The 22,017-nt window shown below is 69.9% G+C and carries 13 protein-coding genes; 3 read left to right on the top strand and 10 right to left on the bottom strand.

Annotation, left to right across the window (positions count from 1 at the left end; genetic code table 11):
- Positions 1–3: 3 nt before the first annotated feature.
- The 6 genes from Ahu01nite_RS37670 to Ahu01nite_RS37695 are packed head-to-tail and all read right to left on the bottom strand — an operon-like array spanning position 4 to position 13,154.
- Complete coding sequence (locus Ahu01nite_RS37670) at positions 4–1,224, bottom strand: cytochrome P450 (RefSeq protein WP_203841515.1); 1,221 nt, start codon at positions 1,222–1,224, stop codon at positions 4–6.
- A 38-nt stretch (positions 1,225–1,262) separates the two neighbouring features.
- Positions 1,263–1,964, bottom strand: a complete 702-nt coding sequence (locus tag Ahu01nite_RS37675; RefSeq protein WP_203841516.1) for an SDR family oxidoreductase — start codon at positions 1,962–1,964, stop codon at positions 1,263–1,265.
- A gap of 42 nt (positions 1,965–2,006) precedes the next feature.
- Complete coding sequence (locus Ahu01nite_RS37680) at positions 2,007–3,257, bottom strand: cytochrome P450 family protein (RefSeq protein ID WP_203841517.1); 1,251 nt, start codon at positions 3,255–3,257, stop codon at positions 2,007–2,009.
- Between the two features lie 41 nt (positions 3,258–3,298).
- A complete protein-coding gene (locus Ahu01nite_RS37685; RefSeq protein WP_203841518.1) occupies positions 3,299–4,573 on the bottom strand; it encodes an MFS transporter in 1,275 nt (424 codons plus the stop codon).
- A complete protein-coding gene (locus Ahu01nite_RS37690) occupies positions 4,570–8,193 on the bottom strand; it encodes a type I polyketide synthase (RefSeq protein ID WP_203841519.1) in 3,624 nt (1,207 codons plus the stop codon). Before Ahu01nite_RS37690 ends, Ahu01nite_RS37685 begins: the two co-directional genes overlap by 4 nt.
- On the bottom strand, positions 8,190–13,154 hold the full coding sequence (locus tag Ahu01nite_RS37695; RefSeq protein ID WP_203841520.1) for a non-ribosomal peptide synthetase: 4,965 nt from the start codon (positions 13,152–13,154) through the stop codon (positions 8,190–8,192). Before Ahu01nite_RS37695 ends, Ahu01nite_RS37690 begins: the two co-directional genes overlap by 4 nt.
- Before the next feature lie 15 nt (positions 13,155–13,169).
- Here Ahu01nite_RS37695 and Ahu01nite_RS37700 point away from each other — a divergent pair, with 15 nt between their 5' ends.
- Both Ahu01nite_RS37700 and Ahu01nite_RS37705 read left to right on the top strand, forming a co-directional pair.
- A complete protein-coding gene (locus Ahu01nite_RS37700) occupies positions 13,170–13,343 on the top strand; it encodes a hypothetical protein (protein WP_203841521.1) in 174 nt (57 codons plus the stop codon).
- Between the two features lie 262 nt (positions 13,344–13,605).
- Complete coding sequence (locus Ahu01nite_RS37705) at positions 13,606–16,188, top strand: ATP-binding protein (protein ID WP_239159467.1); 2,583 nt, start codon at positions 13,606–13,608, stop codon at positions 16,186–16,188.
- Between the two features lie 190 nt (positions 16,189–16,378).
- Here the strand turns inward: Ahu01nite_RS37705 and Ahu01nite_RS37710 are convergent, their stop codons facing one another.
- On the bottom strand, positions 16,379–16,891 hold the full coding sequence (locus Ahu01nite_RS37710) for a hypothetical protein (protein WP_203841523.1): 513 nt from the start codon (positions 16,889–16,891) through the stop codon (positions 16,379–16,381).
- A 128-nt stretch (positions 16,892–17,019) separates the two neighbouring features.
- Entirely contained in the window at positions 17,020–19,185 is a 2,166-nt protein-coding gene (locus tag Ahu01nite_RS37715; protein ID WP_203841524.1) for a pectate lyase-like domain-containing protein, read from the bottom strand.
- A 318-nt stretch (positions 19,186–19,503) separates the two neighbouring features.
- Here Ahu01nite_RS37715 and Ahu01nite_RS37720 point away from each other — a divergent pair, with 318 nt between their 5' ends.
- Complete coding sequence (locus Ahu01nite_RS37720; RefSeq protein ID WP_239159468.1) at positions 19,504–20,307, top strand: sulfite exporter TauE/SafE family protein; 804 nt, start codon at positions 19,504–19,506, stop codon at positions 20,305–20,307.
- Positions 20,308–20,343: 36 nt separating this feature from the next.
- Here Ahu01nite_RS37720 and Ahu01nite_RS37725 read toward each other — a convergent pair whose 3' ends face one another.
- Positions 20,344–21,093: an ABC transporter permease subunit gene (locus Ahu01nite_RS37725; RefSeq protein ID WP_203841525.1), complete on the bottom strand. Its 750-nt coding sequence runs from the start codon at positions 21,091–21,093 to the stop codon at positions 20,344–20,346.
- Entirely contained in the window at positions 21,090–21,998 is a 909-nt protein-coding gene (locus Ahu01nite_RS37730; protein ID WP_203841526.1) for an ABC transporter ATP-binding protein, read from the bottom strand. The genes Ahu01nite_RS37725 and Ahu01nite_RS37730 overlap by 4 nt, the downstream gene beginning before the upstream one ends.
- Positions 21,999–22,017 lie beyond the last annotated feature (19 nt).

Consider the following 22,017-nt stretch of genomic DNA (forward strand, 5'->3'; position numbering starts at 1 on the left):
CTTTCACGCAAGCTGGACTGGGAGCCTGCTGTAGCCGTGGAGGAAGCTGGAGTAGATCGGTACCGCCGGGCCTGCCGGGGTCAGCGTGGTCACTTCTTCGCGCAGCGCCTCGAACAGCGATCCGATCTCGACCTGGGCGAGGTGGGCACCGATGCAGAAGTGCGAGCCGTACAGGAAGGACAGGTGCCGGTTGGGTGTACGGGAGAGATCGAAGCGGCCGGGCTCGTCGAACTCGGTCTCGTCGTAGTTGGCGGAGTTGAGCCAGGCGACGACGGCATCGCCGGCGTCGATCACCTGACCGGCCAGGGTCGTGGGCGCCATCGCGGTCCGGCCGACGTGGATGGCCGGGGTCGTCCAGCGCAGGATCTCCTGCACCGCCGGTCCGACGGGTAGCCCGGCCCGCCAGGCTTGCCACTGGTCAGGATGCTCGATCATGGCGAGGACGCCGCCGATCATCGTCAGCCGGGCGGTCTCGTCCCCACCCATGATCAGGCTGTAACAGTTCAGCACCACCTCGTCGAGGGTGAGGCGCTCGCCCTGGACCTCGCCGTTGACCAGCAGGGTGATCAGGTCCGGGAGCTCGCCCTCGGGTGCCCGGCCGAGCCGGGTGGCGGCCAGCTTGGCGAAATAGAGCAGCAGCTGACCCTTGGCCTGCCGCGCGGCCCCGGCGTCGTCCGTCTTCCCTTCGGAGCTGAGCGCCGAGCTGGTGTGTTCGAGGATGAAGGGCCGGTCCGCCTCCGGCACACCGAGCAGGTCGCAGATGCCCTGGAGCGGGATGTGGGCCGCCACGTCCCGGGCGAAGTCGCAGTCGCCGGCCAGTCTGGCCTGGTGGACGAGGGCGCGGGAGCGGTCCCGGATCCGTTCGGAGACGGCGGCGAGCTTGTTCGGGGTCAGCCCCTGCCACAGCAGCCGGCGCACGCCGGCATGCCGTGGCCCGTCGCTGACCGCGAGCATCCGGCCGGCGGCCGAGTCGCCCGAGTGCAGCAGGGTCTCCATGACGTTCCCGCCGGTGGAGCCGAAGGTCTCGGCCTCTCGGCAGACGGCGGCCACGTCGGCGTACCGGGTCACGGCCCAGAAGCCCCGGCGTGGCCCGCGCGGCGGGTGCCAGGCGACGGGATTCTCCTGGCGCAGGCGCCGGAAGAGCGGCTGGGCGCCGTCACCGATATGGGTTTGCGGGTCCGCGAGGTCGATCGCCGTCATCGGATCCGGCGCCTGGCCAGTCATGGAACTCCTCCGGTTCGTGGTGCTACGGGTCGGGGTGGTTAGACGCTCTGCCCGATCGGCCTGATGACAACGGTGTTCACGTCGACGCCCTTGGGCTGGCTGATGGCCCAGAGCACGGACTCCGCGAGCTGCTCGGCCGTGAGGTTGAGGCCCTGCGGGGCGCCACCGACGGGCTCCCAGAACTCGGTGTCGACCCGGCCGGGGGCGAGCAGTGTGACGCCAACGCCGTCTGCGGTCACCAGCCGGCGGGTGTTCTCGGCGAGGCCCGTCACCGCCCACTTGGTGACGCCGTAGATGTTGCCCGGCGTCGGCACCATGCCGGCGACACTGCCGACCAGGACGATGCGGCCCTGGGTCTCCTTCAGTGCGGCCAGCGAAGCCCGGATCAGTAACGCCGGGCCGAGCACATTGGTCAGCACCATCTCGCGCCACTGCCGGGGGTCACCATCGGCCAGGCTGTCGTGGGTGGCGAATCCGGCGTTGGCGACGACCGCGTCGAGCCGGCCGAACCGGTCGATCGTGGACTTCACCACGGACTCGACCGCGTCCCAGTCGGAGGCGTCGGCATTGATCGCGAGCAGCGAGTCCGGAGCACCCACGCCGGCGACGAACCGGTTGAGCCGGTCGGTGCCGCGGCCGGTGACGCAGACCCGATCACCGCGGTCGAGCAGCATGCGAGCGGTTGCCGCGCCGATTCCGCTGGTGCCGCCGGTGATCAGTGTAACGGGGGACTCGGTCATGCGAAACTCCTCAGAGCTGGACGAAAACATCAATTGGCGACATCACCGTAATCGGCGCCGGATCCGGACCGGAAGCCTCACCAGGCCGCGGCTGATGGAGCTGTCGGCGACCCAGTCGAGATCCTCCGGCGGTATCGTCAGGTCGATTTCCGGCAGCCGGCGCAGCATCGTGCTGAAAGCCACCTGCCCTTCCAGCCGGGCCAGTGGCGCGCCCGCGCAGAAGTGCGGGCCGTGCCCGAAGGCCATGTGCCGGTTCGGTGATCGGGCGATGTCGAATCGGTCCGGGTCCGGGAATGCGGCCGGGTCCCGGTCGGCGGCGGCGATGGACAGGTGCACGAAGCTGCCTCGGGGGACCCGGGAACCGCCGATATCCATGTCCTCGACGGCGATCCGGAACGTGGCCCGGTCGGTCGAGCCCTCAAAACGCAGGAATTCCTCGATGGCCGGGGTGATCAGCGCGGGGTCGGCGCGCAACCGGTCCAGCTGCCCTGGATGGCGTAGCAGCAGGGCAGTCCCGTTGCCGATCAGGTTGGCGGTCGTCTTGTGCCCGGCGATGATGAGAAAAACGATGGTCGAGACGAGTTCCTCGTCGGTGAACATCCCGTCGTCGTCGGCAGCGCGGATCAGGTCGCTGATCAGGTCCTCGCGCAGGTCGTCCCTGCGGGTGGCGATGGTCTTGGCCAGGTAGGCAGCGACCTCATCGTTGACGATGCGGCGCTCGCGCAGACCGGCGTCGTCCTGGGCCGGGGAGCGGCTGAGCACGTGGCCCCACTTATGGAATTGAGGCCAATCCTGGTACGGCACGCCGAGGAAGTCGCAGATCACCATCAGAGGCAGCGGGAGAGCCAGGGCTGCGATGAGATCGACCTCACCGGACTCCGGCAGCGCGTCGACGAGTTCGTCGGTGAACTGCTGGACACGCGGCCGGAGCTGTTCCAGCCGGCGCGGCAGGAACGCCCGGCTGACCAGCTTGCGCAGCCGGGTGTGCTCGGGCGGGTCGGCCAGCAACATGTGGCTGGCGAGCACCGGGCTGCTGCTGACCGCTTTCTCGCGGAACCAGTCCGGCGTGTGTTCGAGGCGTTTGGACAGCCGTGGATCACCGAAAGCGCGTTCCACGTGAGCGTAGTCGACCACGACGTAGGACTCGGCACCCGCCGGGTAGTCGATGCGGTGCACCGGACCGGCCGCCCGCAGCGCCGCGAACCCGGTGTGCGGATCGTCGCCCGGCTCGGTGAAGACCTCCGGGGGGACGAGGGTCTCGGCGCTGTCGGCGCCCGGCCCGTTCTCAGGCATGATGTCTCCTCGGTCGTGGCGTTCGGATGATGCGGGGACGGTCATGTGGCTGCCTCCTCGGGGGTCGGCAGGGTGCGGATGCGGTGCCCGAGGGTCGGCAGGGCGACCAGCGCCGACACCACCCCCATGAAGGCGAAGACCCAGTGCGGTCCCCAGGCGTCGAAGACACCGCCGATGACGACGATGCCGAGGGGCTGGGCGATGTACGACAGGAACATCACCGCGCCCAGCACCCGGCCCTGCATGTCGTCGGGCACCAGAACAGCGATGTACGCGAAGAACAGGGCATTGACACTCGGGCCGCGCAGGAAGACGCAGGCGAGCACTATGCCGAGGCTGAGCGTGCCGGGCACGGTGGCCAGCAGCACCGCAGCGACCGGGCCGGCCCAGGCCGCGGCGAGGAAGATCGTCGAGGGACGCAGCCGCTTGATCGCCTGGGTGGCGATGGCCGCGCCGACCAGGCCTCCCACCCCGGCCACGCTCAGCATGAGACTGATCGCGGATTCCGATGCGTGCCGCTCCCGGGCGGTGGCGATCAGGGCCAGGAAGGCCCCTGTGTGGTTGAAGGCCATGTTGGAGCCCATCAGCCAGACGATCCAGACCAGGAGCACCGGTTGGCGTGCGATGAATCGGAATCCGTCGCTGAGCCGCCGCTTCGGCACGTCCTGGCCAGTGGTGCGCGGCGGTGGTTGCAGCGGCCGCCGGACGAACAGCATCGTCAGGGCCGAGGCGGCGAAGGTGAGGGCGGTGGCCACGAACGGGACCGCCTGGCCCACAGCGAACAACGAACTGCCGATGGGTGAGCCGATCACGGTCGCGCCCAGCGGCCGGATCTGGTTCTGGGTGGCCGCCCGGGTGATCTGGGAGGGCAGGACGAGCTGTTTGATCGCCGCCAGCGCGGGAGGGTTGGACAGCCCGAGGAATGCCGAGGCCGCGACCACGATAGTGAGGGTCACGACCAGGTTGGCCCGGCCCAGGACGACCAGGACGGCGAACAGTGCCAGCAGCGCCATCCGGGCCCCGTCGCAGATGATCAGCAGAAGGCGCCGGTCGTAGCGGTCGGCCAGGGTGCCGGCCGGGATCGAGGTCAGCCCGGTGACCAGCAGTTGGGTCGCGCCGACGGCGCCGGCGTAGGTGGCGGAGCCGGTCGTGGCCAGGATCAGCAGGGGGTAGGCGACCTCGGCCGACTCCTTGCCCACAGTGGCGAGGAAACGGCTGATCCAGAACGCCTGGAAACTGCCGTTCCGCCACAACGGCTGCTCCGGCTGGTCGCCGTCGGGCCGGGTGGTGGCCGGTGGCAGAGGAGCGGCGGTCATCGGCGGGCCTTCGCGGGAGTGGAATCGGTGGACCCGGTGAGCACCTCGGACAGTCGGGCCGAGAGGTCCCGCACGTAGGGTTCGGTCAGCATCGACCAATGGTCGCCGATGACGGGCTGCACGGTGACCGAGGTGTAGAAGGTGGACAGCCGCCTGCTCACCCGCAGCCCGATGGCGTCGTCGGCCGCCGGGCCGGTGGCCGGGAAGGCGGCGGCCGGACATGGCACCGGCCTCGGCCGGTAGGCCAGCAGCGCCCCGATGTTGGCGGCGAAGACATCGGCCGGTCCCGTGGTCCGGCCGACGATCTCACCGATGCGTCCCCGGCCGAGCCGGGCATCGAGCGCCAGCCGCAGATTACTGATGAGATACCCCGGGTGGGCGGCGACGGGCAGGCCCCTGGTCTGCGGTGGAAAGCCGTCGATGGCCACCAGCATCTCGACCTCGCGGCCCGATGCGACCAGTTGGGAGGCGATTTCGTGCGCCACCATCGCCCCGAAGGACCAGCCGCCGATCGTGTACGGACCGGAGTCGTCGACCTGCCGCATGACGTCGAGGTGGCGCGCGGCGATCCGGGCGATCGAGGGCCGTGCCCGGTCACCGGACGGCCGTTGCTGCTCCAGTCCGTAGACGGGACGATCCGTGTCGATGCGCCCGGCCAGCGCCCGGTAGCTCGCGGTGGTGCCCAGCGCGTCGGCGGCGAGAAACACCGGCCGGCCCCGGCCGTGCCGAAGCGGAACCAGCCCCGGGAGGGTGACCATCGGATCCGGCCGCACGCGTCCGGCCAGCTCGAGCAGCGCCCCGAAGGTCGGCTGCCGGTCGAAGTCAGCGACGGCGAGGTCACCGCCGAGCCGTTGCCGGACCTTGCCGATCAGGCTGACGACCATCAACGACTCGCCGCCGAGCGCGAAGAAGTCGTCGTGGTCGGCGGCCGACGCCGTACCGAGCGCCGCGCACCACAGCTGTTCGAGCACGGCCCGGACATCGTTACCGTCGTCGGCACCCCCCGTAACCGTGGCGCGGCCGGCCGGGCGGTGTGGTTCCGGTGCCACCTCCAGGTCTGCGGATTCCAGCGGGTGGGGCGGCAAGGAGCAGCGGACCGGCGTTTCCCCGCCGGGCAGTTCGTTCAGGGGGACGTCGGCCCCGCGTTCCCACAGTGAGCCCAGCGCCCCGAGCAGCGCGTGCTCGCCGTCATCCGACTCCCGGCCGAGGAGCGCGACGGTGCTCGCCTCCGCGACCCACTCCGGATGGTGACGTAGTGCAGCGATCATCGAAGTACCCGGTCCGAGCTCCACGTACGTGTCACATCCGGCGGAGAGCAGGGTGGTCAGCCCATCCCGCAACCGGACGGTGCCGCGCAGCTGCCGCGCCCAGTAGTCGGCCGAGACGATCTCCTCCTCGCCGGCCCATCCACCGCCGGCGTTCGAGACGAGCGGGACCCGTGGCGCCTGGTGGGGGGTGGCCGCGACCGCCGCGCGCAGGGCCGCGGTGGCGGACTCCATGGCGGCGGAGTGGAAGGCCCGGTTCGTGGCCATGAGCCGTGTCTGCCAGGCCGCGAGGGCCGGACCGGCAAGCAGCTCGTCCACCGCGGCGGCGGGCCCGGACAGTACCGTCCAGCCTGGCCCGGCGACCGCGATCTCGACGGCGTCGCCGGTCCGGCCGCGCAGCTCATCAGCCCCGGCGGCGACTGTGACCATCCGGCCGGGCTCGGTGTCGCGCATCGCCGTGGCGCGCTGGAAGACCAGGCGAGTCGCATCCTGCGGGGTCCACAGCCCGGCCAGCAACGCGGCGACGTATTCGCCGACGCTGTTGCCGAGCATGGCGGCGGGTGCCACCTGCCAGTCCTGTAGCTGGCGACCCAGTGCGAAGCCGAGCGCCAGCAGGGCGAGTTGCTGATGGACGGTGTCGGCGAACCATTCCGGCGTGCCCGCATCCGGGCTCACGACCGGGCGCAGGTCGACCGCGTGCTGCTCCCGGGCGATGCCCGCGATCGTGTCGAAGTAGCCGGCGAACCCGGGCAGCAGGCGGTATGCGGCCGCACCGGCGGCGTGCCGCAGAGTGCCCTGGCCGGGGAAGAGGAAAGCGACCCTCGACAACCGCCGCACCTCCCCGGGGGCCGGTGGGGCGGCGCGCAGGCGCTCGGCCGCCTCGGCCGGGGTCCGTGCCACCACGGTGGCGCGGTACTCGAAGCGGCGCCGTCCGGCCAGGGTCCGGGACGCGCCGGCCAGGGACGAATCCGGCCGGGCGTCCAGGTGGGCGGCGAGGTCGTGGCGCAGGGTGTTCAGCCGGCCGGGGGAGGAGGCGGAGAACGGGACCAGGCTGATCCCGGTGCCCGCCGGCCGGTTCGTCACGTGCGGCGCCGCCTCGACGATGACGTGCGCGTTGGTGCCACCGACCCCGAACGAGCTGATCGCCGCCAGCGGGGTTCCCCGGTCGGGCCACGCCTGACGGCGGGTGCTCACCCGGAACGACGTCGTCTCGATCTTCAGCAGCGGATTCGGCGCGGTGAAGTGCAGGGTGGGTACCAGCTCGCGATGTTCCACCATCAGGATCGTCTTGATCAGCGCGGCCACGCCCGCGGCCGAGCCGGTGTGCCCGATGTTGCTCTTCACCGCGCCGAGCCAGCAGGTCTCCCGGCCGGCGGTGTCGGCGTGGAAGGCGTCTGTCAGCGCCTGGAACTCGATCGGGTCGCCGATCCGGGTGCCGGTGCCGTGCGTCTCGACGTACTGGATGTCCGCCGGCTCGATCTCGGCGACCCGCTGCGCCAGCATGATGGCGTCACGCTGGCCGGCGACCGACGGCGCGGTGTACCCGATCTTGTCGTTTCCGTCGTTGTTGATGGCCGAGCCTCGGATGACCGCGGCGATCCGGTCACCGTCACGCAGGGCGTCCGTCAGCCGGCGGAGCACCACGACGCCGACGCCCTCGCTCGGGACCGTGCCCGCGGCCCGCTCGTCGAAGGGCCGGCAATACCCGTCCGGGGAGAGGATTCCGCCTTCTTGATAGAGGTAGCCGCGGGTGCCGTCACCGGACAGGGAGACACCGCCGGCGAGGACGGCGTCGCATTCGTAAGCGAGCAGGCTTTGTACTCCCATGTGTACGGCGGTCAAGGAGGTGGAGCATGCGGTCTGCACGGTGACGGCGGGGCCGCGCAGGCCGAGTTTGTAGGCGACCCGGGTGGTCAGAAAGTCGGGGCGGCTGCCGATGATGCGCAGCATCGGGTCGACGTCACGGCCGGGGTCGCCGACCGGATTCTCGGCGCCCGCGTATACGCCGATCAGGCCGGGGAAGCGGATGGGGTCGAGGCCCGCGTCATCGATGGCCTGGGCGGCACATTCCAGGAAGATCCGCTGTTGCGGATCGATGGTCGCCGCCTCCGCCCGGCTGTAGCCGAACACGGACCAGTCGAAGGTGCGCGAGCCGGCCACGACGCCCTCGGCCGGCACGAACTCCGGCCGCATCACCAGGGCGGGATCGTAGCCCTGGGCTACCAGCTCGGCCCGGTCGTACCGGCTGATGCCGTCCGAACCGGAGCGAAGAAGCCGCCAGAAGTCCCGCAGGGTCGGCGCCCCCGGGTACCGGCAGGCCATCCCGATGACGGCTATCGATGTCTCCTGGGTCATGCTCCCCTCCGGGCACGACGCTGCTGGGCGAACTGCCGGCGGGCAGCGCCGCGCTGGTCGAGGCCGGCGTCGCCCGCCGGGGTCGGCGGCCCGGCCGGACCCGCCTCGGCCAGGTACATCGCCATCGACGAGATGGTGCAGTGCTCGAACAGTCGCTGGATCGGCAGGTCCATCCCGTACTGCCGGCACAGCTCGGCGTGCAGCGTGATCAGCTTGAGCGAGTTGCCGCCACGGTCGAAGAAGTTGTCGTCGAGGCCGATGTCCGCGTGGCCCAGGACGTTGCTCCAGAGCCCGGCCACCCGCTCGGTGAGCGCGCCGTCGGCTTCCGCGGCCGGGCGGCGGGCCCGGCCGGGGTCCCGTTCCGGCGGCGGGCCTTCAGCCGGGCCCGCCGGAACTACGAGCCCGGTGTCGAGCTCGCGGACGATCCGGTCCGGCTCGGTCAGGAACGCTTCCAGCGTACGGGCGTACTGGCAGGCCAGCTCGGTTGCGGCGGCCGCGTCGAGCCGGTCGCCCCGGTACAGCAGCGTGCCGGTCAGCCGGTTGCCGACGACGGTGAGGCCGAGCGTGACGGCGAACTTGCCGACCACCTCGGTGCCCTGGGTCATCGAGACCGGGCTGAGCACGGAGTCGCCCAGGCGCGCCGGAGAGCCGGCCTGGACCTGCGGGGCGATCACCACGTCCAGATACGGCGTCGAGCCGGCCGACCGGGGTGGATTGAGTGCGGCGACGATCGCGCCGAACGGCATGGCCGATTCTTCGAAGGCCTCCAGCACGCCGTCACGGATGGACTCCAGAAGCTGTGCCACCGTCGTGGTGGCGGTGCACGTGGAGCGCACCACGACGGTGTTCAGGCACGGGCCGACGACCGTGGCGAATTCCCCGCTGACCCGGGTACTGACCGGAAAACCGAAGGTCAGGTCGTCATCTCCGGTCCAGCGGTGCAGCGTGGCGGCGAGCGCGGCTGCGCACACCATGAACCAGGACATGCCGAGGTCGTCCTGGAACCGGCGGATCCGGGGCAACAGGTCGTCGGGGATCGGCAGGTCCACGGCGCCGGGAGCCTCCGGCCGGCGAGGTGGGCGGATCGCGAGCCGGCTCGGCGCGCCCCGCAGCCGTTTCACGCCACGCTCGAGCGCGGCCGGGTCGGCGAGGCCGGTGCCGGCCAGCAGGTCCTGATATTGCCGTACGGCCGGATCCAGGCTCTCGCCGCCGTAGTGCCGGGCCAGCTCGTCGAGGACGATGCTCAGCGAGCCGATGTCGAAGATCAGGTGGTGGACGGTGAAGGTGAGCACCTGATCGGCACCGGTGTCGATGAGCGCCATCCGCAGCAACGGGCCGGCCTCGAGGTCGAACGCCCGTTCGGCCTCGGCCGGCAACAACCGCCGCAGCTCGGTGTCGCCGGCGCAGACGTGCCGTTCCACGGTGGGTGTCCACGGCGGGTGGACCACCTGGTGCAGTTCGCCGTCGCGTTCGGTGAAGGTCGTCCGCAGGGCCTCGTGTCGTCCGATGACCTGCGCCAGCGCCGCGGCCAGCCGGTCGGCGTCGATCGGGCCGGACAAGCGCCAGGCGAACGGCACGTTGTAGAGGCTGGGCGACTGCTCCAGCTTCTGCGCGGCCCAGACCCGTTGCTGGAAGTCGGCCGCTGGTATCTCCCGCCGGTCGCCGGGCGGGACCGCGACCGGCGGCGTGACGGTGCCCCGGGTGCGGTCGATCAGGTCCGCGAGGTCACCGAGCCGGGGGTGCTGGAACATGTCACGCAGCTTGAGCTGTACGCCGAAGTGGTCCCGGATGCGGGTCGCCAGGGTGAAGAAGCGCAGCGAGTGCCCGCCGAGTTCCCAGAAGGACGCGTTGCGGCCGGTGACCGGCACCTCGAGCAGGTCGGACCAGAGCTGCGCGAGCTGCCGTTCGGTGGCGGTGACCGGACCGTCGGTGTGTTCCGCCGGCCGGTCGGTTTTTGCCGGCCGGTGCAGGCGGAGCGACCGGCCGATCGCGTCGCGGTCGGCCTTGCCGGTCGGGCCGATCGGCAGGCGGGACAGCGTCAGCCACGAGGCGGGCACCATGTAGCCGGGAAGCCGTTCGGCCAGGCGCGCCGAGAGCGCCGCCGGGAGTTCGTCCACGGGTACGTCCGAACGAGGGCTGGGCAGCACGGCGCCGAGGAGTTCGGCGGCGACACCGTCGCCGACTTTGTCGACGAACGCCGCCTCCACCAGACCGCTCGCGACCGCCGTCCGTTCGATCTCCTCGAGTTCGATCCGGTATCCGCGCAGCTTGACCTGCCGGTCGCGGCGGCCGAGCATCTCCAGCGCGTCTCCGCTCACCATTTTCACCATGTCGCCGGTGCGGTACACGCGGTCACCGGTTCGTGGTTCGCGTACGAACCGCTGGCCGGTCAGCTCTGGACGGTTGAGATAAGCGGACGCCACGCCCGGCCCGCCGATGCACAACTCGCCGGGTTCGCCCGGCGGCACCGGCGCCAGGTCGTCGTCGAGGACGTAGAGGTTGGTCTCCTGGAGCGGATATCCGATCGGGATGCGGTCCCGGCCCGCCAGGCTCTCCGGGGTGCAGAGGAAGTAGGTGGCGAACGCGGTCGCCTCGGTGGGTCCGTAGCCGTTGATCAGCCGGCCGGGAGGCCCCTCGGCGAGGACGCGAAGTGTGGCCGGCAACTCCATCTGCTCGCCGCCGATGACGAGGTTGCGCAGCGGAGCGAACGCGGCCGGTCGTTCCCGGGCAACGGTGTGGAACAGCGAGGTGGTGAGGAACATCGTGGTTATCCGCTCGTCTCGCACCAGCGCCACCCACTCGTCCATGCTCATGTCGGTGACCAGCGGGAACGGCACCACCGTGCCGCCGCCGGCGAGGGTGGACCAGATCTCGCAGGTGGTCACGTCGAACGCCGGGTTGCAGGTGTTCGCCACCCGGTCACCGGCGTTGACCGGGCAGTACTCGGCCTCGGTGACCAAGCTGATCACGGCCCGGTGGGAGATGACCACGCCCTTGGGCCGGCCGGTCGATCCGGAGGTGTAGGTGATGTAGAGCGGGTCCGGGCCGCCGGCTCCGGCGACGCTGGGCGGATCACCCTCGCCCCGCTGGTCCTCGACGGTCAGCACAGGCACGGTCTGCGGGATCGCGCCCCGCCCGGCGCCCTCGGCGACGATGGCCGCCGTGACCGCCGCGTCAGTGATGATCTCGGTGATCCGTTCCGATGGTGCCTGCGGGTCGAGCGGCAGGTATGCGGCACCGGCCCGGGCGACGGCCAGATAGGCGACCACGGAGTTCACCGATCGGTCGAGCATGACCGCCACCGCGTCGCTACGGCGTACCCCGGCGTCGGCAAGCGCGCCGGCGAGCCGGCCTGCGAGCCGCCATAGCTCGTCGTACGTGAGGAAGTGACCGGTCATCGGATCGTGTACCGCAAGTGCCTCGGGCCGGCGCCGCACCCAGCCGTGCACGAGTTCGGCGATGCCCGGTTCGCGCCCGAGCCGCTGCCGGTCGACCTTGCCGTTGGCGGTGAGGGGCAGCTCGGCCAGGAACTCGATCTCGTGGGGGACCATGAAGCCGGGCAGCCGGTCCGCGAGGTCGTGGCGCAGCCGGGTCACGTCCTCCTGCGAGCCCTCGGCCACTATGGCGTAGGCGCGGATCCGCCCGCCGCCCCGATCGTCCTTGTCGACGACGACGGCGGCCTGCGCCACGCCCGGGTTCCGGATCATGGCCGCCTCGATCTCGGCGGGCTCGACACGGAAGCCGTTGATCTTCACCTGGTCGTCGACACGGCCGAGATAGCGCAGCTGTCCCCGCTCGTCCCATCGGACCAGGTCGCCGGTGGCGTACAGCCGATCACCGGCGGCGCCGAACGGGTCGGGCACGAAACGCTGCTCGGTCAGATCCGGCCGGTTGCGGTAGCCGCGGGCGACGCGTGGGCCTCCGATGTAGAGCTGTCCCGGGTGGCCCGGCGGCAGCAGGTGGCGCTGCTCGTCCAGCACGTACACCCGGGTGTTGTCCATCGGCTCGCCGATCGGGATGTCGTCGCCGTCGTGGGTGCCGGGGTGGATGCGGTACCGGGTCGCGAACGTGGTGGTCTCGGTGGGTCCGTACCCGTTGAAGATCGTGATGTCGTCGCAGGCCGCCGCGATCCGCTCGACCGCGCGCGGGGACACCACGTCGCCGCCGGTCCACACCTGTCTGATGCCCGTCAGGCACCCGGGGTCGCCCTCGGCGAGCGCGCTGAACAGGCCGGCGGTGAGCCACAGCCCGGTTATCCGGCCGGTGCCGGCGAGCCGCCGTAGCAGGGGCGCGGTGACCTCCTCCTGGGCCACCACCACGCGGCCGCCGGAGAGCAGCGGTACCCACAATTCGTAGGTCGAGGCGTCGAAGGCCTGCGGGGAGTGGAACAGGACCCGTTCGTGGGCGCCGCCCGCCCAGATCCGGTCGAGGGCCAGGGTGGTGACGTTACGGTGGGTGACCTCTACACCCTTCGGCTCCCCGGTGGAGCCGGAGGTGTGCATGATGTAGAACAGCGCGTCCGGCCCGGTGGTGGCGTCGGCAGGGCCGGTCACCGGCGAGCCGTCGCCCGGGGACTCGGCGAGCATCAGCGGCAACCCGTGTTCCAGCGCCTCCTGGCCACTGGCGCGGTCGGTCACGATCAGTGTGCAGCCAGCCCGGTCGATCATCGCCCGCGTCACCGCGGCGGGGTAACGAGCATCGAGAGGCACGAAGGCGTGTCCGGCCCGGGCGATGGCGAGCAACGTGACGACGAGATCGGCCGACCGTCGCATCTGGACGGCGATCGCCTTGCCGGGGAGCGCATCGTGACCGGCCAGCCGGGCCGCCATGATCCGGGTCCGGCGGTCCAGCTCGGCGTAGGTGAGCACGCCGTCCGCCGAATCCACCGCGATCGCGTCCGGGTCCCGGGCCACCTGCTCGTCGAAAAGCTGTGGCACCGTGCGCCCGGGCAGCTCAGTCACGGTTCCGTGCCTGTCGTGCAGCAGTCGCTGCCGGTCCTGGTCGCTGATCGGGTGGGCATCGTGCTGGCACCGATCATCGGCGTCGAAGGCGGCCACAATCCCTCCAGGGAGTTTGTCTGGCTGGCGATGGGCGCGCTGGTCCGGCCGGAGTGGTACCGGCGGAACTACCGCGGGCGGATCGTGCGCTGAGGTGACGGTTCCGCGGCGCCTCGGCGGATCGCTCAAAGTCAAGTAATTGGTGCGTAACGCATAAATCTGTAGTGATGTATCTCGATCTAGGTAGGATCGTTGGCGTCGATGGCAATCCTGACCCGGCCGGGTATCCGCGGTCGAGGAAGAAGAGCCGGAGACTTCACCGGAGACCGGATGTTCGATCGGGGGATCGGCGGAAGGTGACTCTCCCCCGAGTGGCATGACGGAACGTTGATGGGAAGATACGGGGGATAGGCTTGTGCATGTTCAAAGGGATTTCGGGCGATTGCTCCGGGACTATCGGACGGCCGCGCGACTGACCCAGGAAGAATTGGCGGAGGAATCGGGGATCAGTTCCCGGACCATCCGCGATGTCGAACGTGGAGCGGTGCGGGCACCTCGGAAGGCCTCGCTGGAAGCCCTGGCCGAGGCCCTCGCGCTGCCGGAGCCGGAACGCACCGCGTTGTTCGAGGCGGCGCGCACGATCCGCAGGCAGTCCGATCTGGACCTGCAGGTTTCTCGTACGGTCGACGCAGATCAGCCGGGCACGGCCGACGATGCCGCCGCGCGGACCGATCCGCCGCCCCGCGAACTACCCGCTGACAGCCCGTCCTTCATCGGACGGGGCCGCGAGGTCGAGATGCTCGCCGGCCTCCAGCAGGGATCCCGGCAGTTGCAGATCGTGGCGATAGTCGGCATCGCCGGCGTCGGCAAGACAGCGCTCGCCGTGCACTGGGCACACCGGATAGCGCAGGACTTCCCGGACGGTCAGCTCTACGTCGATCTACGCGGATACGACCCGGACCAACCGATGCGGACGGTCGACGCGCTTGCCGGCTTCCTGCGCTCCCTGGGCGTCAGCGGTGATCGCATCCCGGTGGACGACGAGGACGCGGCGAAGGTGTACCGATCGCTGGTGGCCGGCAAGCGGCTCCTGATCGTGGTCGACAACGCGCGTACCCCCGAGCAGATCCGGCCGCTGCTTCCCGGCCTCGGGGAGTCCCTGGTGATCGTGACCAGCCGGCATTCGCTGACCGGCCTGGTGGCCCGGGACGGTGCCCGCAGAATCCTGCTCAACGTACTTCCTGAGAAGGAGGCCGTCGCCCTGCTGACCCAGATGCTCGGCGACGAGCGGGTCGCCGCCGAGCCCCTCGCGGTCACCGATCTGGCGCAGCGCTGCAGCTGCATTCCACTGTCGCTGCTGACAGCCGCCGCCAATCTCGCCTTCCGCAAACACCGCCCGATCAGCGACCTCGTCCTGGCCCTCGACAAGGGCGACCCGCTGGTCGAGTTGACCCTCGACGGCGACCAGTCCGGAAGCATCAGGGCGGTCCTCAACGAGACCTATGCCACCCTCTCGGAGTCCGAGCAACGAGCATTCCGGCTGGTCAGTGTCGTTCCGGGATCGGCTTTCACCACGGATGCGGTGTCCGCCCTGCTCGACGTTCCCAAGCCGGAGGCGGACCTGCTGCTGCAGGGCCTGGCCACCGTGCACATGGTCCATGAGCAGAGCTTCGGCCGCTACACCCTGCACGACCTCATCCGGTCGTTCGGCAAGAACCTGGCCGCGAGCGCGGGCGACGGCACCCAGGCGGCGATCGCACGCATGCTGAACTGGTATCTCGACCGTACGCTGACCGCGGCAGAGCTGGTCGCACCGGAGCGGATCCGGCTGCCGGCACCGGCCTGGCGGGAGCCGGACGGTCAAGCCGCCTTCGACGGCCGGCCGGAGGCGCTTGCCTGGCTGGTCGCGGAACGGCACAACCTGGTCGCGGCCATCCACCACGCAGCCCGCTCCGGCCCGGTCGCGCTGAGCTGGTACCTCGTCGACGCGCTGCGTGGATTCTTCTGGTTGAGCAGCCCGGCCGTGGAATGGCTGGGTTGTGCCGATGCCGCGCTGACGGCGGCCCGTGCCCATGATGCGGCGGACGGCGAAGCGGCGGTCTCCCTCGGAATCGCACAGTTGTTGCTGCACCACGGCCAGCACAGCAGGGCATTGCAGGTCTATCTGGATTCACTGGCGGCCATGCGACGGGCCGGTTGGGCCGTCGGCGAGGCGACCGCGATGAGCCACATCGGCAATGTCCACATGCACTCCGGTGACCTCGACTCGGCTCGTGACCTGCAGCAGCAGACGCTGGGCATGGCTCAGCGCCTCGGGCTCGAGAAGGCGGAGGCATGCGCTCTGCACGCACTCGGGCGGATAGAGTGGTACGCCGGTGCGCTGGAGGTCGCCCGTACGCTTGTGCAACAGTCCTACACGATCTGCGTACGCATCGGCGACCGCTACGGCTCGGTCTACGCGCTGATCGAGCGCGCCATGATCGACGCCGATCTGGGTCACTACCCGGCCGCGATGGAAGCGCTGGACGAAAGCTTCCGGCGGTCGGCCGAGCTCGGTACTCCGGTACTCCAGGTCCGGTGCCGCAGCACGCTGGCGTACATCCACAGCTGCCTGGGCCGCGACGCTGAAGCGACGAAGCAATACGAACAAGCGGTCCAGCTTGCCCGAGGCATCAACATCCAGGTCCACGAGGTCGAGGCGGTGATCGGCCTGGCGACGATGGCGTTGCGCCGCGGTGACCTGCCGCAGGCGCGGCAGCATGTCGAACTCGCCTTGGAGATCTGCCGGCCGGCGGGCTTCCGCCTCCTGGAGGCCGATGCCTACGCCGTGCTGGCGGAGATCCGCTATCGCGACGGCTTCCCCGCCGAGGCGCAAGCCCACCACGACCTCGCCACCGCGATATACGAGAAGTCCGGCTACCTACGGGGGCGGGACCGAATGTTGGCGATGCCCCACTCGGGCAGCGGTCACCAGTCCGCCGCCATGGCAACGGGATAGCCCTCGGGATCCGAACATCGAGCAGGCCACCACCGCCCCGCCCACCGAACGGCCGCTGTTGTGTTCTCCCGCCGGCTGAGGGGCGATGATCGATCGAGGCTCGTCACCTGGTTCGGGTGACGGGCCTCGGTGCCGCCGGTCGCGCCCGGGGGCGGGCCGCTCGGCGTGGGGCTGGACCGGCGGCGCAGTCTCAGCCGCGTTCCCAGACGGCGACGGCATCTCCGTCGGGTTGCGGTACCCAGCCCAGGGCCTCGGGTCGTGCGGGGGTGCCGGTGAAGGTCAGGGTGAGCGAGGCGGTGCCTGTCCCGAACCGTACGGGCTTGCTCTGCTGTGCTTGGTTCTCCCAGCCCTCGGCGTCGTAGAGGGTGAACATCGCCGGGTCGACGATGATCGGGCGGGTGGCGGTGACCGTGAGGACGGCCGTGGCGGAGTGGGCCGACCAGGTGGCGGAGGCGAGCGTCACGGTGGCCACCGGGGTGGACTTGCGGGTGACGGTGACGATGCGGCCGTCCTGCCCGTACGTGAGTGACGGGTCGCTGTCCTTGATCGCCGGAGGTGTCCGCGCGGCGACGCTCGCAACCGGGGTGGAGGCGACCGCGGCCGGGACGGGCCGCTGATCCGCGGCGGCGACCCCGATGGAGGTGAGCGACGCGGCAGTCGCGAGGCCGGTGACGACGACCGCTACGACGAGGGGCTTTCTCATGGCCCCATCTTATCGGGACAGGCGGGTTCCGCCTCTGGCCAGGAGACCGCCGATCGGAAACGGCGTCGTGGGCGGGCCCGATCGTGCGGGCCCGCCCACGACGGTTCACAGGGGGAAGTGCTGGTGGCTTACGGGAAGTTGACCAGGTAGGAGTTGTTGTTGCTGGAGTTGGCGGCGGCGCCGGTGTCGTTGACGATGTGCGAAATAGTGCCGATACCGCCGAGCGACACGGCTGCCATGTCGTGCAGCTTCACTCCGGCAACCGTGGGTACCTCGAAGGCGTGCGCCGAGGACACCGCATTGTTGACGTTGAAGAAGCAGTAGCTGCCGAGTCCCCAGGCTTCGAAGGTGCTGACTCCGGCGGCGACCTTGAGTGCCGGGTAGCCGTTCTGCGAGCCGTTCATCCAGCTGGCCTGGTTCGGCGGGTCGTAGGGCATCTCGTTCTGGAAGAAGACGACCTTGCCGTTGGCGCCGTTCCAGACGACTTCGTTCTTCTGGTAGTGCTCGACGAACAGGCCCGTCGCGAGCACGTTGTCACCGTTGACGGTGAGCCCGTTGTCCGCGGTGTTCACCGTCCAGCCGATGCCGGCGCCGTGGTCGGCGCGCCAGGCCCAGGTGTGGTCGACAATCGTGTTGTTGGTGTTGACGACCAGGCTGTTGGTGGCCTTGCCGGCCACCATGCCGCCGATGCGGAAGAACACGTCCTGCACGGTGGTGGGGTTGCCGGCGTGCGAGGTGCCCGACTTGGCGAGGCCGACCTTGAGCAGGGTGTCGCTGTTGGTGGTCCCGGCGTCGAAGAGTAGTCCCTTGAGCCGTACGCCGTCGACGTCAGCGACGTCCATGGCGTTGACACCGTTGTCCGGGATGATGGTCGGGTAGCCGATACCGAGCACCACCGTGTTCGCCTTGGTCACGTGCAGGGTCTGGTTGACGTGGTAGATGCCCGGGGTGAAGAACAGGTTGCACCCGCTGGCCAGCGCCGTGTTGATCGTTGCCGCCGAGTCGCCGGGGCGTGCCACGTAGAAGTTGCTCATCGGCAGGGAACTGCCCGGGGTGCTTCCGCCGGCCCAGCTCGGACCCGAGGCGTTGGTACGCAGGGCGGGCAGGAACACCCGGTACTTCCCCGCGGAATCGATGTAGAAGTAGGGCACGTCACGCGACACCGGTGTGGTGGCCAGCGTCGTGTAGCGGGGGCCGGCCGCGGCGGTGTTGAAGTTGGTCGCGGGGGCGCCGTTGGTGCCGGAGAACACCATGTTCCAGTTGGAGCCGCTCCAGGCTCCCAGCGTGCTGTCCTTGGTGTAGAACTGCTGCTGGGAGGCGGATTCGGCGGTCCCGTCGACCTTCGTGTCGGAGATGTAGCCGCCGCTGGCCCAGCCGTAGCTGGCCGGGTAGAGGTCAAGCCCGCCGATGACGTGCATGCGGCGGAACGGGGCGGCCTGGGCGACGGCCCAGCGGTCGGCGCCGCCGAGGGTGTTGATCGACATGTTCTCCGCGGAGCGCCAGAAGTTCTGGGTCGCGTTCCCGGCGTCGCTGGCGTTGAACGCGTCGACGGTCACGGCGCCGTTGATGCGTACGTCATCGGGGTTCTGCCCGGCCCCGAGGATCGAGGTGTTGAAGCCGATGTTCGCGCCGACGTTGTACGGCGTGGTGCTCGGCTTGAAGATCTCCGCGTCGCGACGGGTGCCGAATTGCGCCGAGTTCGTATCTTTCTGCGCGTTGAAGATGCTGTCCAGCGACGATTGAATGGCGGCATCGGACATCGAATGGTCGTAGAAGTGCACGTTCGGGCCCAGATCCGGCGTGTCCGAATACGTCGGGCACGTTCCCGGGTTGGTCGTCCCCGCGGTAAGGGTGAAAACCTGGGCGGCGCTGCCGTTGCAGTCCCAGATCTGCAGCCGTGTGCCGTTGGCGGTGGCGCCGGACGGTGCGTCCACGCAGCGGTTCGACTGCGGGTTCTTCAGGGCGCCGTTGCTCTGCTGGGCCCACTGCTGCGCGCCGGTGCCGTTGCAGTCCCAGAGCTGCAGCTGCGTACCGTTGCCGGTGCCGCCGCTGGCCACGTCCAGGCAGCGGCCGAGCGTGGTCAGTGCGGTGCCGTTGAGGGTCCAGTGCTGGTCGACGCTGGTGGTCTGACAGTCCCAGAGCTGGACCGCCGTGCCGTTGGCGCCGGTGTCGTCGCCACTGACGTCGACGCACTTGCCGCCCGGCCCGGCGATGGTGTTACCCGTGACGGTGGCGGCCGAGGCGAACTGATTGGCGCCGGCCACACCGAGCCCGGCGACTACGACCAGCACCATTGCCGCGAGCATGCCGCGGCGGCGCCGTCGAGAGACAGCTTTCATTGCCGTCCTACTTTCTTCTCTGATGCCTGCCCGAATGACGAGGGGATGGGCAGGGGGAACGCAGCTGGATAGTGGGGGAGTGAGTTCTACCCGGTTCGCAGACATTGAGAAGAGAGCGCTCTCACCACAAGTTTCGTCAGTGTTTCCCCGGCAATCTTTCCTGTCAAGATCTGGATCGATACCTGCCCGAGAACCCCGTCAACCCCGTCCGCCGGGCCTACTAGGGTGGGGCTCCGGTCATCGATCATCGCTCGGAGTCAGGAGGATTCGTACGTGCTGCAGGCGTTGGCCATCCTGGCCGCCGGCTTCTGGGCCGGCATGATCAATGTGGTCGTCGGATCCGGCACGCTGGTCACCTTCCCGGTGTTGCTGCTGTTCGGTTATTCGCCCCTGGTCGCGAACGTCTCCAACAACATCGGCCTGGTCGGTGGCGGCATCACCGGCACCCTCGGTTACCGCTCCGAGCTGGCAGGTCGTGCGGCCACCCTCAAGCGCCTGCTGCCCGCCTCGGCCCTCGGCGGCATCACCGGCGCTCTGCTGCTTCTGGTCCTCCCGGCCGGAGCCTTCCAGACCATCGTTCCCGTCCTGATCGTCGTCGGCCTGGTCATGGTCGTCTGGGGTCCGGCCATCCAGCGTGCCGCGCGCCGTCGTCGCGCGCACGTCCCCGCCGTCGCGACGACGGCCGACCCGCTGGAAGCGGCCGGTCCGGGGCCGCACTACCGGGTCGCGATCGTCGCCGGGGTGTACGTGCTCGGGATCTACGGGGGTTACTTCGGGGCGGCGCAGGGGGTCCTGCTGGTCGGGTTGCTCAGCGTGCTCACCACCGCCACCCTGCAGTCGATCACGGGGCTGAAGAACCTGCTCACCACCGTGGTCAACGCGGTCGCCGCGGTCACCTTCATGGCGGTCTCGTGGCACTCGGTGAACTGGACGGTCGTCCTGCTCATCTCGGTCGGCTCCGCCCTGGGCGGCGTCGCCGGCGCCCGGGTCGGGCGACGCCTCTCTCCGGTGCTGCTCCGCACGATCATCGTGATCGTGGGGCTGGCGGCGCTGGCCCGCCTGCTCTTCTTCGCCTGACCGCACCGGCTGACCCGGCGGCCGGCAGCAGCATTCTCAGGCGTCCGAGTGCTGCAGCCGCCATCCGGCCAGGACCGCGGCCAGAACGAGGTAGCCCGCGAACACCAGAGCACCCCGGCCCGGCGACAGCATCTCCGGGAGGCGCGCACCCGCCCAGCCCATCGCTTCGCCGGCCTGTGGTGGCAGGAACTTGCCGGCGGTCGCCCGGACTTCTTCTGGCAGTAGGAATTGGGTGAAGGTGGTGGACAGCAGAAACGTGACTGCGAAGTACGTGCTCAGCGCGGCTGCTGTGGATCGGATCAGCGTGCCCAGGAGCAGGCCCAGAAGGGCAGCCCCGGTCTCGTAGGCGACCGTGCCGAGCAGCACCCGGATCACGCCGTTGTCGGTGAGCGTCATGCCGGCGTCGCCGATGACCGCCTGTCCGGCCAGGAAGGTGAGCAACGCCGCGATGCTCATCACCGTGAACGACACCGCTCCGAGCACCACAGCTTTCGCCGTCAGCACGATCAATCGGCGGGGCACGGCTGTCAGCGTGGCCCGGATGAGGCCGGTGTTGTATTCGCCCGTGATGACGAGTACGCCCAGCACCCCCAGCACGAGCGTGGCCAGGACGCTGCCCGTCATGCTCGTACCGGCCGGCGAGACCACGCTCGCGCTCATGCCGACCGCGCACAGGAGCAGGCCGATGCCGGTGAACCCGATGACGGCCACGGACAGCAGGACCGTCGTCGAGCGTACCGACCAGAATTTGATCCATTCGGAGCGGACGACGTGACGGAAGCTCATCGGGTTGGTCCTTTGCGGTCGGCGGCATCGCTGATCAGGTGCATGAAGGCGTCCTCCAGGCTCGCCTGGCGGTGGGACAGCTCGTGCAGGGTGATGCCGGCTGCGGCGGCCCGGTCGGCGATCTGCCCGGCGTCCAGTCCGGAGACCTCGAAGGCGTCGCGTTCACCGCTGATGATCGTGACGTCCGGGCCGGCCAGCAGGTCGTGCAGGGCGGACAGCTGGGGGGAACGGACCAGGACGGTATCCAGCCCGGCCCGGGCCACGAAGTCGGCGACGGTCTGGTCGGCGATCAGGCGCCCGTGGTCGATCACGATAAGATGATCGGCCGTCAGCGCCATTTCGCTCATGAGGTGCGAGGAGACGAGAACCGTACGACCCTCGGCCGCCTGGTTGCGCATCAGCTTCCGGATCCACCGGATGCCCTCCGGGTCGAGGCCGTTCACCGGTTCATCCAGGATCAGCACCCGAGGGTCGGCGAGCAGCGCGGCGGCGATGCCGAGCCGCTGTCCCATGCCCAGTGACAACGATCCCGCCCGCTTGCGTGCCGCTGCTCCCAAGCCGACCAGGTCGATCACCTCGTCCACCCGCGAGCGCGGCACACCGTTGGTGGCGGCCATGGCGAGCAGGTGGTGGTAAGCGGAACGTCCACCGTGTACCGCCCGCGCATCCAGCAGCGCACCCACTTCACGCAACGGGGCGGCGAGCCGGGCATAGCTGCGGCCGTTGACGGTGGCGGTGCCCGAGGTCGGCCGGTCCAGACCCAGGATCAGCCGGATGGTGGTCGACTTGCCGGCCCCGTTCGGCCCGAGGAAGCCGGTCACGATTCCCGGCCGTACCCGGAAGGTGAGCCGGTCCACCGCGGTCCCGGCACCGTAACGCTTCGTCAGCTCTTTGATCTCGATCATGAGGGCCAGCGTCGTCGTC

Source organism: Winogradskya humida, from assembly GCF_016862215.1.
Classification (GTDB): Bacteria; Actinomycetota; Actinomycetes; order Mycobacteriales; family Micromonosporaceae; genus Actinoplanes; species Actinoplanes humidus.

Excerpts from the sequence above, each read along its gene's own strand:
- Ahu01nite_RS37715 (WP_203841524.1), bottom strand. The coding sequence starts at position 19,185 with ATGGTGCTGGTCGTAGTCGCCGGGCTCGGTGTGGCCGGCGCCAATCAG.
- Ahu01nite_RS37680 (WP_203841517.1), bottom strand. The coding sequence starts at position 3,257 with ATGCCTGAGAACGGGCCGGGCGCCGACAGCGCCGAGACCCTCGTCCCC.
- Ahu01nite_RS37670 (WP_203841515.1), bottom strand. The coding sequence starts at position 1,224 with ATGACTGGCCAGGCGCCGGATCCGATGACGGCGATCGACCTCGCGGAC.
- Ahu01nite_RS37730 (WP_203841526.1), bottom strand. The coding sequence starts at position 21,998 with ATGATCGAGATCAAAGAGCTGACGAAGCGTTACGGTGCCGGGACCGCG.
- Ahu01nite_RS37690 (WP_203841519.1), bottom strand. The coding sequence starts at position 8,193 with ATGACCCAGGAGACATCGATAGCCGTCATCGGGATGGCCTGCCGGTAC.
- Ahu01nite_RS37685 (WP_203841518.1), bottom strand. The coding sequence starts at position 4,573 with ATGACCGCCGCTCCTCTGCCACCGGCCACCACCCGGCCCGACGGCGAC.
- Ahu01nite_RS37710 (WP_203841523.1), bottom strand. The coding sequence starts at position 16,891 with ATGAGAAAGCCCCTCGTCGTAGCGGTCGTCGTCACCGGCCTCGCGACT.
- Ahu01nite_RS37675 (WP_203841516.1), bottom strand. The coding sequence starts at position 1,964 with ATGACCGAGTCCCCCGTTACACTGATCACCGGCGGCACCAGCGGAATC.
- Ahu01nite_RS37725 (WP_203841525.1), bottom strand. The coding sequence starts at position 21,093 with ATGAGCTTCCGTCACGTCGTCCGCTCCGAATGGATCAAATTCTGGTCG.